This is a genomic window from Microbacterium sp. MMO-35 (genome assembly GCF_037147555.1).
In the GTDB taxonomy this organism is placed as follows: Bacteria; Actinomycetota; Actinomycetes; order Actinomycetales; family Microbacteriaceae; genus Microbacterium.
Window position 1 is genome coordinate 60,776 of sequence record NZ_JBBCVH010000001.1, and the last position, 17,844, is coordinate 78,619.

Below are 17,844 nucleotides of genomic sequence, written 5' to 3' on the forward strand. Positions count from 1 at the left end.
CAGTGCGGCCGCACACGAGAAGGGGGACGAGCACCGAAGTGCTCGTCCCCCTTCTTTCGTGGGATCCGGATCCGATCAGGCCGCGCCCGCCGCGAGATCCGGCGTGGTCGGGATCGTGCCGGCGGTGTTGACGCCGACCGAGACCTTCTCGCCGCGCGGACCCGTGGTGAAGACGAACTTCCCGTCCACGGCGTCCACGTGCACGTGGTCGCCCGGGTTGAGCTCGCCGTGCAGGATCTTCTCGGACAGCTGGTCCTCGACCTCGCGCTGCATCGCACGACGCAGCGGACGGGCGCCGAGCGTCGGGTCGAAGCCGATCTCGATGAGGCGGTCCTTCGCGGCGTCCGTCAGCTCGACCGTCATGTCGCGGTCCAGCAGACGGTCGGACAGACGCTTCGTGAACAGGCCGACGATCTGACGCAGCTCGTCCTTGTTCAGCTGCGGGAACACGATGACGTCGTCGAGGCGGTTCAGGAACTCGGGCTTGAAGTTGCGCTTGAGCTCCTCGTCCACCTTGCCCTTCATGCGCTCGTAGGTCGTCTGCGAGTTGCCCTCGATCTGGAAGCCGACGGGACCACCGGCGATCGCCGACGAACCGAGGTTCGTCGTCATGATGATCACGGTGTTCTTGAAGTCGATGACGCGACCCTGGCCGTCGGTGAGGCGGCCCTCTTCGAGGATCTGCAGCAGCGAGTTGAAGATGTCCGGGTGGGCCTTCTCGATCTCGTCGAAGAGCACCACGGAGAACGGCTTGCGGCGCACCTTCTCGGTGAGCTGGCCGCCCTCCTCGAAGCCGACGAACCCGGGAGGGGCTCCGAACAGCCGCGAGACGGTGTGCTTCTCGCCGAACTCCGACATGTCGAGGGAGATCAGCGCGCCCTCGTCGTCGAAGAGGAACTCGGCGAGCGCCTTGGCGAGCTCGGTCTTTCCGACGCCCGTGGGGCCGGCGAAGATGAACGAGCCCGAGGGGCGCTTCGGGTCCTTGAGGCCCGCACGCTGGCGACGGATCGTCTTGGACAGGGCGGCGATCGCCTCCTCCTGGCCGATGACGCGCTGGTGCAGCGCCTTCTCCATGAAGACGAGGCGGCTGGACTCCTCCTCGGTGAGCTTGAACACCGGGATGCCCGTGGCCTGGGCCAGCACCTCGGCGATCAGGCCCTCGTCGACGACCGCGTTGGTCGCGACGTCGCCGGCACGCCACTGCTTCTCCAGGCGCAGCCGCTCGGCGAGCAGCTCCTTCTCCTGGTCGCGCAGGGAGGCGGCCTTCTCGAAGTCCTGCTCCTCGGAGGCCAGCTCCTTCTCCTCGCGCACCTTCGCGATCTTCTCGTCGAACTCGCGCAGCTCCGGCGGCGACGACAGGATCGACAGACGCAGGCGGGCGCCGGCCTCGTCGATCAGGTCGATGGCCTTGTCCGGCAGGAACCGGTCGGCGACGTAGCGGTCGGCGAGGTTCGCCGCGGCCACGAGGGCGCCGTCGGTGATCTGCACCTTGTGGTGCGCCTCGTAGCGGTCGCGCAGGCCCTTCAGGATGTTGATCGTGTGCGGGAGGTTGGGCTCCTGCACCTGGATCGGCTGGAAGCGGCGCTCGAGGGCCGCGTCCTTCTCGAAGTGCTTGCGGTACTCGTCGAGCGTCGTCGCGCCGATCGTCTGCAGCTCGCCGCGGGCGAGCAGCGGCTTGAGGATGCTCGCGGCGTCGATCGCGCCCTCGGCGGCGCCCGCACCCACGAGGGTGTGGATCTCGTCGATGAAGACGATGATGTCGCCGCGCGTGCGGATCTCCTTGGTCACCTTCTTCAGGCGCTCCTCGAAGTCGCCGCGGTAACGGGATCCGGCGATGAGGGATCCGAGGTCGAGCGAGTAGAGCTGCTTGTCCTTCAGCGTCTCCGGGACGTCGCCCTTCACGATCGCCTGGGCGAGGCCCTCGACGACGGCGGTCTTGCCGACGCCGGGCTCGCCGATCAGCACGGGGTTGTTCTTGGAGCGGCGGGAGAGGATCTGCATGACCCGCTCGATCTCCTTCTCGCGCCCGATCACCGGGTCGAGCTTGTTGTCGCGCGCGGCCTGGGTGAGGTTGCGCCCGAACTGGTCGAGCACCTGCGACCCGCCCTGCGCCTGCTGCTGGCTGCTGTCGTGCGCGGCGCCGGAGACGGCGGCGGGCTCGCGCCCCGGGGATCCGGAGAGCATCTGGATGACCTGCTGACGCACCTTGTTCAGGTCGGCGCCGAGCTTGACGAGCACCTGCGCGGCGACGCCCTCGCCCTCACGGATGAGGCCCAGGAGGATGTGCTCGGTGCCGATGTAATTGTGGCCCAGCTGCAGCGCCTCGCGCAGGCTCAGCTCGAGCACCTTCTTCGCGCGCGGCGTGAAGGGGATGTGGCCGGTCGGCTGCTGCTGCCCCTGGCCGATGATGTCCTGCACCTGCTCGCGCACGGACTCGAGGGAGATGCCGAGCGACTCCAGCGCCTTGGCCGCGGCTCCCTCGCCCTCGTGGATGAGGCCGAGGAGGATGTGCTCGGTGCCGATGTAGTTGTGGTTGAGCATCTTCGCCTCTTCCTGGGCGAGGACGACGACACGACGGGCTCGGTCTGTGAATCTCTCGAACATGTCACTCCTTGTTCGTTGCCCGGAGAGGGCGATGGCACACTCCGTGCCGGATACATCGAGAGTAACGACCGGGCGAGGGCCGTATGCCGATGTTCGCCGTCGGCTGACGTCCACGCGGGGTCGTTGAGCGAGCGCGGCGAAGTCCCGGGTTCGTGCCAAGAACGCAGGACGGTTGCAACTCTGAAGGAGAATCCCGCCGGATCCATCCTTCAAAGTTGCAACGCTCCTCTGAACTGGCCCTCGTCAGGCCACGGGCGGGGCCGGCGGAGCCGCGGGCTGCGCCGGGGCCGGCGCGGCACCGGCGATCGGCTCGATCAGCACCGCGGTGCCGTAGGCGCACATCTCGCTGAAGCTGCCGAGCGAGCCGGAGTCGAAGCGCATCGCGATCACGGCGTTGGCCCCGCGCTGCACCGCCTCGGCCCACATCCGGTTCATCACCTCGTAGCGGCTCTCGTACATGAGCTTCGTGAACTCGGGGATCTCGCCGCCGCCGAGGGCGCGGAAGCCGGCCGTGAACCCCTGCCCGAAGTTCGTGGATCGCACGGTGAGGCCCATCACCTCGCCGAGCACCTGGGTCACGCGGTAGCCGGGCACGTCGTTCGTCGTCACCATGAACATGCGCTCATCGTGACACGCCGCACGGACCCCGCGCATCCCCCTCTCCCGGAATCCGCACAGGTGGCCGACGGAGGATCGTCGAGGCCCTGCGAGGGGCTTCGCCCCCGACAGGAACGGATCCGGACGATGATGACAAGCCCCCAGCACGCCGCCCGGCGCCGCATGTACCGACGCCGACGCTGGATCGTGGGGATCATCGCGGTGATCGTCCTGGCGCTCATCGCGGCCGCGGCGTTCGTCGTCATCACCTACGCCGATGCGAACAACGGGATCCGCCGCTCGTCGATCGCCGGCCTGACCGGCCCCAAGCAGAACACCGGCGAGTCGAACATCCTGATCATGGGACTGGACAGCCGCGTGGACGAGAACGGCAATCCGTTCCCCCAGGCGATCTACGACCAGATCCATGCGGAGGACGCCTCGGTCGGCGGGTACAACACGAACGTGCTCATGCTGATCCACATCCCGGCGAACGGCGGCAAGGCCGTGGGGATCTCCATCCCCCGCGACGACTACGTGGACTTCCCCGACTCCCCCGGCGGCGTGGACAAGGGCAAGATCAAGGAGGCCTACGGCGACGCCATGAACGCCTCGCTGCAGAACCTCGCGGACAAGGGGGTCTCCGAGGCCGACGCCTACCAGCAGTCGCGCACGGCGGCACGGCAGAGCACGATCAAGACGGTCTCGGCGTTCCTCGGCGGAGTGCGGATCGACCACTTCGTCGAGGTGACGATGGCGGCGTTCTACGAGGTGGCCGAGGCCGTGCAGCCGATCACGGTGTGCCTGAACCACGCCACCGCCGACACGTTCTCGGGAGCCGACTTCCCGGCCGGCGTGCAGGAGCTCAACGCCGCGCAGTCGATGGCCTTCGTGCGCCAGCGCCGCGACACCACCTCGAGCGACTTCGACATGACGGATCTGGATCGCACCCGCCGCCAGCAGGCGTTCATGGTGTCGCTGGCGGTCAAGCTCAAGCAGGCGTCGACCTTCACCGACTTCGGCAAGCTGCAGAAGCTCATCGACGTCGCCAAGAAGGACGTGGCGATGGACGATCAGCTGGATCTGCTGTCGTTCGCCCAGCAGGCGCAGAGCCTCGCCGGCGGCAACATCTCCTTCGTCACGCTCCCGATCGACCACTTCGACACGGTCGACGGCCAGGACGTGAACATCGTCGACCTCGATGCGATCCGCGCCCAGGTGCACGACCTGCTGAACCCGCCGACGCCGACGGCGGCGCCGTCTCCCTCGCCGTCGTCGTCATCGTCGTCCGGATCCGACGCGGGCTCCTCCGGCACTCCGGGATCGACGGGCGCGCCGCACCCGGTCTACACCGACTCGTCGTCGCCGCTGCAGTCGGGCAACGTGCCCTGCGTGAACTGAGTCCGCGACCGACGGCTACTGGACGTAGGGCACCGTCAGCACGGCGTCGGTGAATCCCGGGGCCGAGAACCGGATGGTGATGACACCGTCCCAGTACGCGGTCCCGTCGTGCGGGGTCTCCGCGCCGTACATGAAGCCGTTCGCGGTGGATCCGTCGTAGCTCGAGACGACCGGCGTCTGCGTGCTCCCGGCGCCGATCAGGGTCTCGAAGACGAAGGTGCTGTGGAGCTGGTCGTCGGCGGCACCGGTCGTCGTCGTCCATCCGACGATCCCGGCATCGCCGCCGACGATGTTGCCCTTGTAGAGGTAGAGCCCCTGGGCCGCGGAGTTGGATCCGGTCCCCTGCCAGGTGATCGTCGCCGACACGGTCGTCGACGCCGAGGCGGGAGCCGGCAGCCGCAGCGCGCCGCTCAGGCGGAACTCCGAGCTCCACTGGGGCCCCGTGAACGTGAGGACGACGCCCGAGGCGTCGAGGGCGCCGCCGCTCGCCGCGCTGAGCGGGGCCGCGACGGCCGCGGCGATGACGGGGGCGCCCCAGGCCGCCGCCCGCAGAACGGAGCGACGCGGGAGCGCACGGGCAGACGGGAGCGCACGGGAAGAGGGGCGTGCCGGGCTGTCGGTCATCGGAGTCCTTCGCGTCGACGGCGGCTGCGGCCGTCGGGTTCCGGCGCACCCAGCATCCTAGCGATATCTCAGTATGTCTCTTTGCCCGCAATCCATTCTCGACTCGGATCCGGGCCGGATCCGGGTTGGATCCGAAATGGGTACTTATGCCCGGGTGTATTAACCCTGGCACAAGTCGCGGACAGTCCCGACGCTGGAAGGGTGCCCCGAATCCCGTCCGCCGCTGCCGCCCACATCGGGGCCCGGATCCGCCTGGCACGGGAATCCTCGACGATGACGCAGGACCAGCTCGCGGCCTTCAGCGACATCGACTCGTCGAACGTGCGCGCCTACGAAGCCGGACGCGCGCTGCCGAACGTGCAGACCCTGGTGCGCATCGCCGAGACGCTGAAGACCCCGGCGGGCTACTTCCTCGAGGACGTCACGGTCGAGATGTTCCCGACCTCGACGACGGACCGGCGCCGCCGGGCGAGCTGACCCCGCGGCACGAGCGTCACGGATGCCGCCCGCGGCACGGACACGGGTCCACGCGCCCGTCGCGGGCGACTTCGCCCCGCCCGTCATCCTTCGTCACACCCGCGCCCGGAATACCAGCGGATGCATAGCGTTGACACATCAGGCGCATCATCGCGCCGCCCCGACGCCCCCAGCGTCGACGCCCTTCCGGCGCGCCCGGCACGCCTTCCCCAGGAGTCTCCATGAGCACCACCGCATCCAGCCCCCGGTCCGAAGGGACCGCCCGGCGCCCCAAGGCGCCCGACACCCGCGGTCCCGTCCGCAAGCTGCTGACGTCGTTCGGCTTCCAGATCATCGCCGCGCTCGTGCTCGGCGTCGCGGTGGGCCTGCTCGGCCGTCAGCTCGGCGCCACGCACGACAACCACACGGTGCTGTCCGACACGCTCGACAAGATCGGCGGCTCCTACGTGACGCTGCTGCGCGCGGCCGTGGTGCCCCTCATCTTCACGGCGATCGTCGCGAGCATCTCCAACCTGCGCCGGGTGCAGAACGCCGCCCGCCTGGCCGGGCAGACCATCCTCTGGTTCGCGATCACCGCCTTCATCGCCGTCTCCATCGGCATCGTGCTCGGCATCACCATCCAGCCGGGCGCGCACGCCGGCACCGACCTCGTGAAGGGCACCGTGCCCACGCAGGGCACCTGGTGGAACTTCCTGCTAGGCCTGATCCCGCAGAACTTCCTCGGCCTCGCGGTCAGCACGAACCCGGGTGAGGCCGAGGGCACGTTCGTCTCCTCGGTGAACTTCAACATCCTCCAGGTGATCGTGGTCGCCGCCGTGGTCGGCATCGCCGCGCTCAAGGCCGGCCGCAAGGCCGAGCCGTTCCTCGTGTTCACGGAGTCGCTGCTCAAGGTCATCCAGCGCGTGCTCTGGTGGATCATCCGCATCGCCCCGATCGGCACCTTCGGCCTCATCGGATCCGCCGTCATCAACTACGGCTGGGACAAGCTCACCTCGCTCGCCTGGTTCGCCGGCGCGATCTACCTGGGCCTCGCGCTCGTGCTGTTCGTCGTCTACCCGATCCTGGTGAAGACGCACGGCCTGTCCATCAAGCAGTACTTCACGGGCGTGTGGCCGGCGGTGCAGCTCGGCTTCGTGAGCCGCTCCTCGATCGGCACCCTGCCCCTCACCGAGCGCGTCACCGAGCGCAACCTCGGCGTGCCCCGCGGCTACGCCTCGTTCGCCGTGCCGCTCGGCGCCACCACCAAGATGGACGGCTGCGCCGCGATCTACCCGGCCATCGCCGCGATCTTCGTCGCCCAGTTCTTCGGCATCCAGCTCAACCTGATGCAGTACATCCTGATCGTGATCGTCTCGGTGGTCGGATCCGCCGCGACCGCCGGCACCACCGGCGCGATCGTGATGCTGACCCTCACCCTGTCGACCCTGGGCCTGCCGCTCGAGGGCGTCGGCCTCCTGCTCGCGATCGACCCGATCCTCGACATGGGCCGCACCGCGGTCAACGTCGCAGGGCAGGCCCTCGTGCCGACGATCGTCGCCAAGCGCGAGGGGATCCTCGACCTCGACCTCTACAACGCGCCGCGCAACGGGCTGCCGTTCGCCGAGGACATCGAGGACGAGGACGCACACGCCGCGGACGACGCCGCCGGCGCGACGGACGACGCTGCGACGTCGACCGGATCCGCCGATGCGGAGGCCGTCGCGACCCGCTGATCCCGGTTCACCGCTCGAGGCCCTCGGATCCCTTCTCGGGATCCGAGGGCCTCGTCGCTTCAGCGCGGGCGACGAGATCCCTCCGCCCGTCCGGCGAACCGAAGCGGGTCCGGCGGGCGCTCCTGGGCCTTCCCGTCGCAGAAGATGTCGTCATCTCCCGCCCGGAACGACGTTCTTCGCGACGGGAGCGGATCCCCTGCCAGCTCTCACGCGCCCCGCACGGGTCAGCGCTCCGCGGGACCCGTCGCCATCCGGGTGTCCAGCGCGAGCTCCTCCGCGTCCATCGCGTGGATCAGCTCGCGCATGACCTCCTCGTTCAGCGTGCCCGCGTCGCGCTCGGAGATGAGCACGTCCCGGCGCACCTGCAACCACCCCTTCGACAGGCCGACGAGCTCGTCCCGGCTCGGCCGCGGCATGCTGTCCTCATCGCGCTGCCCCTGCGCGGTGTCGCGCTCGACGCGGGTGAACCGCTGCGCGAACCGGTCGAACCAGCCCAGCGATGCCGCCCCGTGGGTCCGCTCCCAGGCCGTGCGCTTCTCGTCGAGGAAGACCTTGCCCGCCTCGCGGGTGCGCGCCCGCACCTGGGCCAGCTGGCGCCGGTCCTCCTCCTCCTCGTCCGACACGTCGGCGACGCCCAGGCCCTTGATCAGCAGCGGCAGCGTCAGCCCCTGCAGCAGCAGCGTGCCTACGGTCACCAGGAACGCGACGACGACGATCGCATGCGCCGCCTCCGTCTCGAGCCCGGCGAGGTCGGCTGCGGCGAGCGCCGTGGCGAGCGTCACCACTCCGCGCATCCCGGCCCAGGAGATCACCGCGTTGTCGCGCCAGCTCAGCTGCGACTCCCGGAAGCGCTCGCGCAGCTCCTCCTCGCTCGGGCGGCGCCCCGCCCGGCCTGCACGCCGCTGCTTCTCCGCCACGGCATCGGACCGCTTCTGGAACTCGCCGGACGCGAGGGCCCTCTCGAACTGCCGCAACTTCAGCCGCGACCAGAACTCGCCCCAGGCCGAGGCCGGGTACACGAACAGCGGCCGCACCAGCAGCACCACGACGAAGACCCCGGCGGAAAGCCACAGCACGCCCCCGACCTGCGTCGCGCCGAGCTCGGCGAGGACGGGCGGCAGCTGCAGCCCGATGTAGCCGAACACGAACGACTCCAGCAGGAAGTCCGCCGACAGCCAGATCGGCGCCTCCTGCATCCGGGTCGCGTAGCTCGTGCGGGGGGCGTTGTAGCCGACGACGAGCCCCATCGCGACGACCGCGAGCACGCCGGATCCCTGAAGGTGCTCGGTGATCCCGTAGACGCCGAACGGCGCGAGCAGTCCGAACGTGCCGATCACGACCGGATCCGAGATCCGCATGCGCAGCTGATGCATGGCGAGTCCGGCGACCACCCCGATCACGACCCCGACGACGACCGCGACGGCGAACTGGCCGATGCCCCCGCCCAGGGTCACCGTCGCGCCCGCCACGATCGCGGCGAACACGCGGTACAGCGTGAGCGAGGTCGCGTCGTTGATGAGGCTCTCGCCGCTGAGCACCGTCATCACCCGGCGCGGCAGCCCGAGCCGGCGGCCGATCGCGGCGGCGGAGACGGCGTCGGGCGGGGCGACGATCGCGCCGAGCAGCAGGGCCCCGGGCAGGGTGAGCGAGGGCATGATCAGCCAGGCGACGAGCCCGACCGCGGCCGTCGTCACGACGACCAGGCCGATGCCGAGCCGACGGATCTGAGGCAGGCTGCGGCGGAAGCTCACGAACGACACGTCCAACGACGCCGAGTACAGCAGCGGCGGCAGCACCAGGGTCAGCAGCACGTGCCCGTCGATGCGGAGGTTCGGCACGGCCGGGATGAACGACACGGCGAGCGCCACCACCGTGACCAGCAGGGGCGCGGGCCAGCCCCGCCAGCGGGCGACCGCCGCGACGATGACGGATCCGACCAGCACGTAGAAGATCTCGGCGTCCATGCGGTCAGGCTACCGGGGCGCCGCTTTCGCGCCTCTGTCGCGGCGCTGTCGAGTGCGGTCGGGCACGGCTCACGACCCTTCCGGGGGCCGTCATCACCTGCGCGGTCGCACAATTCAGGCCGGCGCCACTCGATACCCGGCGTTTCCGCCCGTCCGGGCTTACTCCGTCGGCTGCAGCCTGAGTTATGCGCCGGGCACGGGGCGCCCCCTCCCGACGCCCCACCCCGGAAGGGCCGAACCGACCCGCGACCCTGTCCCTCGGCGCCCGCCTCCGGTCGCAGGCCCGGAATGCACCGGACCTCCGTCGCGTTGCCCTCAGGGATGTCTTCTCTCGCGCTCTCCGTCCTCGACCTCGTCCCCGTCCGCACCGGGCAGTCCAGCGCCCAGGCCGTGGCGGCGTCGCTCGCCCTCGCCGCTCGCGCCGACGACCTCGGCTATCGCCGGTACTGGTTCGCCGAGCACCACAACATGCCCGCGGTCGCCTCGACCGCGCCACCAGTGCTCATCGCGGCGGCCGCGGCCCGCACGTCGCGGATCCGGGTCGGATCCGGCGGGGTGATGCTGCCGAACCACGCGCCGCTCATCGTCGCCGAGCAGTTCGCCGCCCTCGAGGCGATCGCCCCGGGCCGGATCGACCTGGGCATCGGCCGCGCCCCCGGCAGCGACCCCGTGATCACCCAGCTCCTGCGCGCCTCCGGCACCGCCGGCGACGTGGAGCGGTTCCCCGACCACGTGCAGGACATCGCCCTCATGCTGCAGCCCGACGGCGCGACGGTGCAGTTCACGTCCGGCGGCGAGTACGCGGTGCGCTCGACGCCCACCGCGACCGGCGCTCCCGAGGTGTGGCTGCTCGGATCCAGCGACTACTCCGCGCAGCTTGCGGCGTCGCTCGGCCTGCCGTACGTGTTCGCGAACCACTTCTCCGGCCAGGGCCTCGACCGCGCCCTCGCCCTGTACCGCGAGGGCTTCCGCCCCACCGAGGCGCACCCCGAGCCGCGCACCTTCCTCACCGCGAACGTCGTCGCGGCGCCCACCGCCGAGGAGGCCGCGGAGCGCGCGATCCCCCAGCTGCGGATGATGGCGCGCCTGCGCCTGAACCGTCCGCTCACCGCTCTGGAGACCGTGGAGCAGGCCAGGGCCGCGCTCGCCGCCGCGCCGGATCCGCAGGAGGAGCAGATCCACGCCGCCGCGCTCGCGAACTGGTTCGTCGGCGACGGCGCGACCGTTCGCGCCGACCTCGAGGCCTTCGCGGCGCAGCACGGCGTCGACGAGATCATGGTCTCCCCCGTCGCCGGCTCCTTCGCCGCCGAGGATCCCGACCGCACGCCGGGTCGTACGCAGACACTGGAGCTGCTCGCGGGCTGAGCCCCGCACAGGCGACGGCGCCCGGCGCCGGGCGACCGTCGACCCGCGCCGTTGTGCAGGGCGCCCCTGCCGTTCTGCAGGAGCCACCCGGCCGTACGCGGCGGATTATGTCGGTTTCGCGGTCGGATCCGGTCCGTGGCCCTGCATATCGTCGGGCCCTCCCTGCAGAACGTCCGCGCCCCCGGGCAGACCGACGGCCCCGCAACCCGGGCAGACCGACAGACCGACAGCCCGACGGCCCGAGCAACCCGCGAGCGCCCGGCCTATGCCTCGGGCTCGCCGCTCACGAGCGCCCGCAGCCAGTCCCTGGCCTCGACGAACACGTCGTCGGCGTACCGCTCCGGGTACTGCACGATGCGACGGTCGGCGCGGGGGTAGGAGCCGAGGTAGACGACGCGCGGGCTGAACCGGCGGATGCCGAGCAGCGCGTCGGCCATGCGCTCGTCCTGGATGTGCCCGTCGGCGTCGAGCACGAATCGGTAGCGCCCCAGCTCGTCGCCGATCGGGCGCGACTGCAGCAGCGACAGGTTGATGCCGCGGGTGGAGAACTGCTCGAGCAGCTCGAGCAGCGCACCCGCGTGGTCCTCGGGGAGCTCGACGATGAGCGACGTCTTGTCGGCGCCGGTCGGCGGCGCCGGAGCTACGGTGCGGGCGACCAGCACGAACCGGGTGACGGCGTTGTCGTTGTCGCCGATGCCGTCGGCCAGAAGCTCGAGCTCGTGGTGCTGCACGATGCCGGGGGCGGCGATGGCGGCGTCCGCCGGCAGGGATCCGTCGAGGATCCCGAGCGCCGAGGCGACGTTGCTCGCCGCGGGCACGTGCTGATGACGCGGGAGGTGCTCGCCGAGCCACCCGTAGCACTGCGCGTAGGCGACCGGATGCGCCGCGACGACCGTCACGTCCTCCAGTCGCTTCCCGGGGGCCGCCACGAGAACGAAGTCGACCTTGACGAGGTACTCGCCGACGATCCGCAGACCGGGGAGGGTGGCCAGGGCGTCGAGTGTGGTGGTGACCCCGCCCTCGACCGAGTTCTCGATCGCGATCATCGCCGCGTCACTGCGCCCCTCGAGCACGTCCGAGAGCGCCTCGCCGACGTTGTGCACGGCGCGCCACTCCTGCCCGCGGGCCTCGGGCACCTGGTCCAGCGCCGCCTCGGTGAAGGTGCCCGCGGGCCCGAGGTAGCTGTAGGTGCGGCGGGCGGAGGCGGCATCGGTCACGGCGTTCAGCCTAGTCCGGGGTGCGCTCCCGGTTCGGGTCGATGACGCGGACGCCGCCCGTCCTGTCCCGGATGGACGACGCAGAGCCGGATCCGATCCGGTGATCCGACCGGATCCGGGCGCCGTGCGCCCCGCCCTGAAACGATGATGCGCTCGGGGGCCCGGCGGGGCAGACTATCCCCATGACGAGCCGTGCCGGCCTCCCCGCGGAGGAAAGCGACCTGATCGACGTCGACGAGCTGATCGCCGCCTACTACGACCGGATCCCGGATCCGTCCGTCCCGACGGAACGGGTCGTGTTCGGCACGAGCGGGCATCGCGGATCGTCCCTGAGCGGGAGCTTCAACGAGCAGCACATCCTCGCCACGACCCAGGCGATCGTCGACTACCGGGCCGCGCAAGGCATCACCGGTCCCCTCTTCCTGGGCCGCGACACGCACGCGCTCAGCCGTCCGGCGGAGCGCAGCGCGATCGAGGTGCTCGTCGCGAACGGCGTCGACGTGCTCGTCGACTCCCGCGACGCCTGGGTGCCGACGCCCGCGCTCAGCCACGCGATCCTCACCTACAACCGCGACCGCGCCGCCGACGAGCCGAGTCGCGCCGACGGCATCGTCGTCACCCCGTCGCACAACCCGCCGCGCGACGGCGGCTTCAAGTACAACCCGCCGCACGGCGGTCCCGCCGACACCGACGCGACCGGCTGGATCGCGAACCGCGCCAACGAGCTCATCGAGCAGGGGCTGGCGGGCGTCAAGCGCACCCGCTTCGCCGACATCGACGCCGGATCCCTCGGCACCTACGACTTCCGCGACGGCTACGTGCGCGACCTGCCGTCGATCATCGACGTCGACGCGATCAAGCGGGCCGGCGTCCGGATCGGGGCGGACCCGCTGGGCGGCGCATCGGTCGAGTACTGGGCGCTCATCGCCGAGATGCACGGCCTCGACCTCACCGTGGTCAACCCGGAGGTCGACCCCACCTGGCGGTTCATGACGCTGGACTGGGACGAGAAGATCCGGATGGATCCGTCCTCCCCCTCCGCGATGGCGTCGCTCGTCGCGAAGAAGGGCGACTACGACGTGCTGACCGGCAACGACGCCGACGCCGACCGCCACGGCATCGTCACCCCCGACGCCGGGCTGATGAACCCGAACCACTACCTCGCCGTCGCGATCGACTACCTCTTCTCGCACCGCGAGGGCTGGGACCGCAACGCCGCGATCGGCAAGACGCTGGTGTCGTCGATGATCATCGACCGGGTCGCCGAGTCGCTGGGCCGGCGTCTGCTCGAGGTCCCGGTCGGGTTCAAGTGGTTCGTGCCGGGGCTGCTCGACGGATCGGTGGCGTTCGGCGGCGAGGAGTCGGCCGGTGCGTCGTTCCTGCGCAAGGACGGATCCGTCTGGTCGACCGACAAGGACGGGATCCTGCTCTGCCTCCTCGCCGCGGAGATCATCGCCGTCACCGGCAAGACTCCGTCGGAGCGCTACCGCGAGCTCGAGGAGGCGTTCGGCGCCTCCGCCTACCAGCGCGTGGACGCGCCCGCGACGCCCGAGCAGAAGGCGACGCTCGGCAGGCTGTCGCCGGACTCGGTCACCGCGACCGAGCTCGCGGGCGAGCCGATCACGGCGAAGCTCTCGCACGCGCCCGGCAACGGCGCGGCGATCGGCGGCCTCAAGGTGCAGACCGAGCACGCGTGGTTCGCCGCGCGCCCCTCCGGCACGGAGGACGTGTACAAGCTCTACGCCGAGTCTCTGCTCGGTCCCGAGCACCTCGCCCGCGTGCAGGAGGAGGCCCGGGCGGTCGTGAGCGCCGCGCTCGGCGGCTGACTCACCGGGGCGGGAGTCGCCTCGCTGCAGCGCGTCTCGTCTCCGTCGCCTTCGGCGTCTTCGCTCAACGGCCCCGCTGGTGCCCTCGGGGTCGTCGAGCGAGCACGATCGCAGTCCGAGCAAGACGAAGCGCGGTCATCTCACGAGCGGTCACAGCCCGGGGGTGCTGCCGCGCACGATCACCTCGACCGGCAGCGGGGCCTGGGTCCAGTCGTCGTCGACGATGGCGCGGAACGCCTGGTACCCGGCCTCGTTGAGCGGCACCCGCACGGTGGTGAGCGCGGGCGTCACGTCCCCGCTCGCCGAGACGTCGTCGAAGCCGCAGACCGCGATGTCGGCGCCGACTGCGCGGCCCGCCGCGCGGATCGCGGACATCGCCCCGAGCGCGACGACGTCGCTCATGCCGAACACGAGAGTGCCGGGCTCCACGCCTTCGGCGAGTGCCGCTGCCATCGCGGCCGTGCCCGACTCCCGCCGGAAGTCGCCCCGGTGGATCCGCGACATCTCGCCCCCGCCCGCCGCGAACCCGCGGGCGAACCCGTTCAGGCGATCGTCGGACGTGCGCACGCCCTCGGCCGCGCCGATCCCGATCGCGGACCGGTAGCCGAGCGCCGCCATGCGCCGGCCGAGCTCCTCGGCCCCGCCCGCGTTGTCGATCGTGATCGCCCGCGTTCCCGAACCGTCGCCGGGGCGCTCGCCGAACGCGACCACCCGGCCGCCGTAGCGGGAGAAGGCCTCGAGCTCGGCGTCTGCAGGATCCGCCGCCCCCGCCTCGCCGGTGCGGTCGGCGCGGGAGGCCGCGAGGATGAGTCCCTGCGGCCGCTGTCCGCGGAGGGCGCGCAGGATCCGGTTCTCGCGCTCCGGATCGCGCTCGGTGATCGAGATCGTGACGACGAGGCCGCGCTCGTCCGCGCCGCGCGCGACGCCGGCCGCGATCTGGCCGAAATAGGGGTCGGCGATGTCGGCGACCAACAGTGCGATGACCGGGGAGCGTCCGCGGGCGGTCGCCTGGGCCGACACGTTCGGGGTGTACCCGAGGGAGTCGGCGGCGCGTTCCACGCGTTCCCGGAAGTCCTCGGCGACCTTGCGCGCCGAGCCGTTCAGCACCCGCGAGGCCGTGGCCAGCGAGACACCGGCCTCGCGCGCCACGTCCTGGAGCGTGGCCGCGTGGGCCCCACCGGAGCCGGCGTGCAGGGAAGGGCTTTCCGGGGTCATGCCCCCGAGCATAGTTCCCGTCGCCCGGCTGCGCAGTGCCCATGACGCACGACCGGATCCGGCCTGTCCCCCCGCCCCGTTCGCGTCGCAGCCCGTCCCGCTACGCCTCCCGTCGCCCCCGTCTCCGCTCAGGTCGCAGAATCTGTCGCTTTCCCGCCCTCGGAACGACATTTTCTGCGACCGGAACCGAGAAGGCAGTCCGCCGAGCGGGTCCCGAGGTGACAGGAGAGCGATGCAATCGGTTGCCAACCACGCCCGGGCCCGAGGCTCCGGACCCGCTCAGGCGGTCCGGTCGAGCGACCCGCACCAGGAGCCCCAGCCCGCTCAGGCGATGCCGCCGAGCGACCCGGGGGCGAGGCTCCCGACCCGCTCAGGCGATCCGGTCGAGCGACGCCGGGTCGACCCGGTGCCGCAACGGCTCACCCTCGGCCCAGCGGCGCAGCTCGGCCGCCACGAGGCGCCCCATCGCCGCGCGGTCCTCGCCCATGGATCCGGCCACGTGCGGCGTGAGCTCGACGTTCTCGAGCGTCCACAGCGGCGAGGAGGCCACCGGCGGCTCGTCCACCGTCACGTCGAGCAGCGCCGTGAGGTCCGGGCGCTCGTGCCACACCGCCACCAGGTCGCCCTCGTCGACGAGGCCGCCCCTGGCGGTGTTCACGAGCGTCGCGCCGTGCGGCATCCGGCGCAGCAGCCCGGCGTCGATCATCCCGGTCGTGGCCGGCAGCAGCGGGGCATGCAGGCTCACCACGTCGGCCCGGGCGAACAGCTCCTCCAGCCCGACCAGCTCGATCCCCGCCCGGGCCGCGGACTCGGCGTCCGCGAACGGATCCGCCGCGATCAGCCGCAGGCCGCTGTCGCGCAGGCGCTCCGCGACCCTGCGCCCGATCTCGCCCAGCGCCACGAGGCCGACAGTGCGCCCGCGGGCGCCCGCAGCGGCGGCGGCAGCGGACCGGCTGCGCTCCTGCGCATACCGGCGCCGGGCCGCAGGAACGCCCCGGGCGGCCAGCACGATCTGCGCCGCGGCGATCTCGGCCACCGGGTCGGCGTTCGCTGCGGCGGCGGAGACCACCGTGATCCCGCGCGCCCACGCCTCGGGCGCGATCATGTGCTTCACCGAGCCCGCCGCGTGCAGCACTCCGCGCAGACGCGGCGCGCGGTCGAGCAGCGCACCGTCGACCACGGGGGCACCCCAGCCCGTCAGCAGCAGCTCGGTGTCGTGCAGCGCCTCCGGCCGGGCCGCGAGCTCGGCCGCGGTGAGGAACGGCCGCTGCAGCATCACGGTAGCGTCGATCATGGCCAGCACGTCGTCCGGATAGACGTCGTCGCGACGCCCCTCCTCCATGACCAGCCGCGCGCGCATCCGCTCGCCCATACCGCCTCCCTCCGCCCGCCCCTCCGGGCGAAACATCCGATGAATGATTGACAGCGTCTGCGGACCTACATTAGATTCGCCATCGACGTCTTGCAAAGTGGCAAGCGTTTGCCAAACCTGACGGAGAACCCCATGCACAGCAGAATCCTGCGCACCGCCGCCCTGATCGGTGTCGCCACGCTCGCCCTCGCGGGCTGCTCGAGCACCGCCTCGGGCGGCAAGGGCGAGGCGCCCCAGAACGAGAAGTCCACGCTGGAGATCTGGATCCGCACCACCCCGGGCAGCCCGAGCGAGGCGGCGCAGAAGGCCATGGTCGAGGCCTTCGAGAAGAAGACCGGCTATAAGGCCGAGCTCACGGCGATCTTCGACGACTTCGAGACCAAGCTCGCCCAGCGGGCGGGGCAGAAGGATCTGCCCGACATCGTCATGAACGACATCAGCCAGCTGGGCACGATGCACACGCAGGGCATCGTGCGCGAGGTCGACACGAAGAGCGTCGCCAACGCGAAGGATCTCACGCCCCAGGCCGCCGCCGCCGGCAAGGCGACCGACGGCAAGACCTACGCCATCCCCTACTCGGCGCAGGCGAACGCCCTGCTCATCCGCAGCGACTGGCTGCAGAAGCTCGGCCTGCAGGCGCCGAAGACCTGGGACGAGCTCGAGACGGTCGCGAAGGCGTTCACCACCCAGGATCCCGATGGCGACGGCCAGGCCGACACCTACGGCCTCGCCGTGCCGGCCTCGACCAAGCGCGGCTACGCCTCGTGGTACTTCTCGAACTTCCTCTGGGCCGCGGGCGGCGACTTCATCAAGAAGTCCGGCAACGGCTACGTCCCCGCGATGAGCGACCCCGCCTCGGTCAAGGCCATGGAGTGGTTCCGCGGACTGCAGTGCGAGGCCAAGGTCGTGCAGCCCGGCGCCGTCAGCATGGACACCCCGCCGACGAACGAGGCCTTCGAGACCGGGGTCGCGGGCATGTACCTGACCGGGCCGTACATGATGCCCCGGTTCGACAAGTCCCTCGGCGCGGACAAGTACGAGGTCGTCCCGGCCCCGAAGGGGCCGAAGGACGCCACGGTGCTCGCCGAGGGCGGTGCGATCTACCTCATGGCCGGATCCGAGAACCAGAAGGGTCAGGACGCCTTCGCGAACTGGTACATCGGCGCCGACGCGCAGAAGGCCGGCATGGAGGGCACGAACGGCACCTTCAGCGTGCAGCTGCCCGTGAACGAGACCGTCAAGGTCTCCGACGTGCGCGACGACGCCCGCTGGGAGACGTTCGCCACCGCCTATCAGGAGAGCGGCCGCTACGCGCCGAACATCCCGAGCTGGACGCCGGTGCGCCAGATGACCGCCGACACGGTGAACGCGCTCCTGGCCGACTGCTCGCTCGATCTGACCTCGGAGCTGTCCGACCTCGACGGCAAGCTCACCGCCGAACTGCTCACGCAGGGGATCCTCAAGAAGTGA

General features: G+C 71.0%; 13 protein-coding genes. 6 read left to right on the forward strand and 7 right to left on the reverse strand.

Features of this window, described 5'->3' with window-relative positions:
* Nucleotides 1-75 precede the first annotated feature (75 nt).
* Nucleotides 76-2,604, reverse strand: a complete 2,529-nt coding sequence (locus WFJ01_RS00280; protein WP_336627854.1) for an ATP-dependent Clp protease ATP-binding subunit — start codon at nucleotides 2,602-2,604, stop codon at nucleotides 76-78.
* Between the two features lie 243 nt (nucleotides 2,605-2,847).
* Complete coding sequence (locus tag WFJ01_RS00285; RefSeq protein ID WP_045249434.1) at nucleotides 2,848-3,222, reverse strand: YbjQ family protein; 375 nt, start codon at nucleotides 3,220-3,222, stop codon at nucleotides 2,848-2,850.
* Nucleotides 3,223-3,348: 126 nt separating this feature from the next.
* On the opposite strand from WFJ01_RS00285, the gene WFJ01_RS00290 reads away from it, so the two are divergent.
* Complete coding sequence (locus WFJ01_RS00290) at nucleotides 3,349-4,602, forward strand: LCP family protein (RefSeq protein ID WP_251447929.1); 1,254 nt, start codon at nucleotides 3,349-3,351, stop codon at nucleotides 4,600-4,602.
* 15 nt (nucleotides 4,603-4,617) lie between these two features.
* Here the strand turns inward: WFJ01_RS00290 and WFJ01_RS00295 are convergent, their stop codons facing one another.
* Complete coding sequence (locus WFJ01_RS00295) at nucleotides 4,618-5,226, reverse strand: hypothetical protein (protein ID WP_292887476.1); 609 nt, start codon at nucleotides 5,224-5,226, stop codon at nucleotides 4,618-4,620.
* A 201-nt stretch (nucleotides 5,227-5,427) separates the two neighbouring features.
* Here WFJ01_RS00295 and WFJ01_RS00300 point away from each other — a divergent pair, with 201 nt between their 5' ends.
* Both WFJ01_RS00300 and WFJ01_RS00305 read left to right on the forward strand, forming a co-directional pair.
* Nucleotides 5,428-5,703, forward strand: a complete 276-nt coding sequence (locus tag WFJ01_RS00300; protein ID WP_292887479.1) for a helix-turn-helix domain-containing protein — start codon at nucleotides 5,428-5,430, stop codon at nucleotides 5,701-5,703.
* Nucleotides 5,704-5,924: 221 nt separating this feature from the next.
* Nucleotides 5,925-7,415: a dicarboxylate/amino acid:cation symporter gene (locus WFJ01_RS00305; RefSeq protein ID WP_336627855.1), complete on the forward strand. Its 1,491-nt coding sequence runs from the start codon at nucleotides 5,925-5,927 to the stop codon at nucleotides 7,413-7,415.
* 224 nt (nucleotides 7,416-7,639) lie between these two features.
* Here the strand turns inward: WFJ01_RS00305 and WFJ01_RS00310 are convergent, their stop codons facing one another.
* Nucleotides 7,640-9,379 (reverse strand): cation:proton antiporter, encoded by a 1,740-nt coding sequence (locus WFJ01_RS00310; RefSeq protein WP_295034748.1) that lies wholly within the window; start codon nucleotides 9,377-9,379, stop codon nucleotides 7,640-7,642.
* Nucleotides 9,380-9,700: 321 nt separating this feature from the next.
* On the opposite strand from WFJ01_RS00310, the gene WFJ01_RS00315 reads away from it, so the two are divergent.
* On the forward strand, nucleotides 9,701-10,744 hold the full coding sequence (locus WFJ01_RS00315; protein WP_336627856.1) for an LLM class flavin-dependent oxidoreductase: 1,044 nt from the start codon (nucleotides 9,701-9,703) through the stop codon (nucleotides 10,742-10,744).
* 263 nt (nucleotides 10,745-11,007) lie between these two features.
* On the opposite strand, the gene pheA is transcribed toward WFJ01_RS00315, so the two are convergent.
* Nucleotides 11,008-11,961, reverse strand: a complete 954-nt coding sequence (gene pheA / locus WFJ01_RS00320) for a prephenate dehydratase (RefSeq protein ID WP_295033460.1) — start codon at nucleotides 11,959-11,961, stop codon at nucleotides 11,008-11,010.
* Between the two features lie 182 nt (nucleotides 11,962-12,143).
* Here pheA and pgm point away from each other — a divergent pair, with 182 nt between their 5' ends.
* Nucleotides 12,144-13,787 carry a phosphoglucomutase (alpha-D-glucose-1,6-bisphosphate-dependent) gene (gene pgm / locus WFJ01_RS00325; protein ID WP_336627857.1) on the forward strand — a complete coding sequence of 548 codons (1,644 nt, stop codon included), beginning with the start codon at nucleotides 12,144-12,146 and terminating at the stop codon, nucleotides 13,785-13,787.
* A gap of 150 nt (nucleotides 13,788-13,937) precedes the next feature.
* Here pgm and WFJ01_RS00330 read toward each other — a convergent pair whose 3' ends face one another.
* Both WFJ01_RS00330 and WFJ01_RS00335 read right to left on the reverse strand, forming a co-directional pair.
* On the reverse strand, nucleotides 13,938-15,002 hold the full coding sequence (locus WFJ01_RS00330) for a LacI family DNA-binding transcriptional regulator (RefSeq protein WP_292887497.1): 1,065 nt from the start codon (nucleotides 15,000-15,002) through the stop codon (nucleotides 13,938-13,940).
* A 370-nt stretch (nucleotides 15,003-15,372) separates the two neighbouring features.
* Complete coding sequence (locus tag WFJ01_RS00335; protein ID WP_336627858.1) at nucleotides 15,373-16,374, reverse strand: hydroxyacid dehydrogenase; 1,002 nt, start codon at nucleotides 16,372-16,374, stop codon at nucleotides 15,373-15,375.
* A gap of 132 nt (nucleotides 16,375-16,506) precedes the next feature.
* Here WFJ01_RS00335 and WFJ01_RS00340 point away from each other — a divergent pair, with 132 nt between their 5' ends.
* Complete coding sequence (locus WFJ01_RS00340; RefSeq protein WP_251447949.1) at nucleotides 16,507-17,844, forward strand: sugar ABC transporter substrate-binding protein; 1,338 nt, start codon at nucleotides 16,507-16,509, stop codon at nucleotides 17,842-17,844.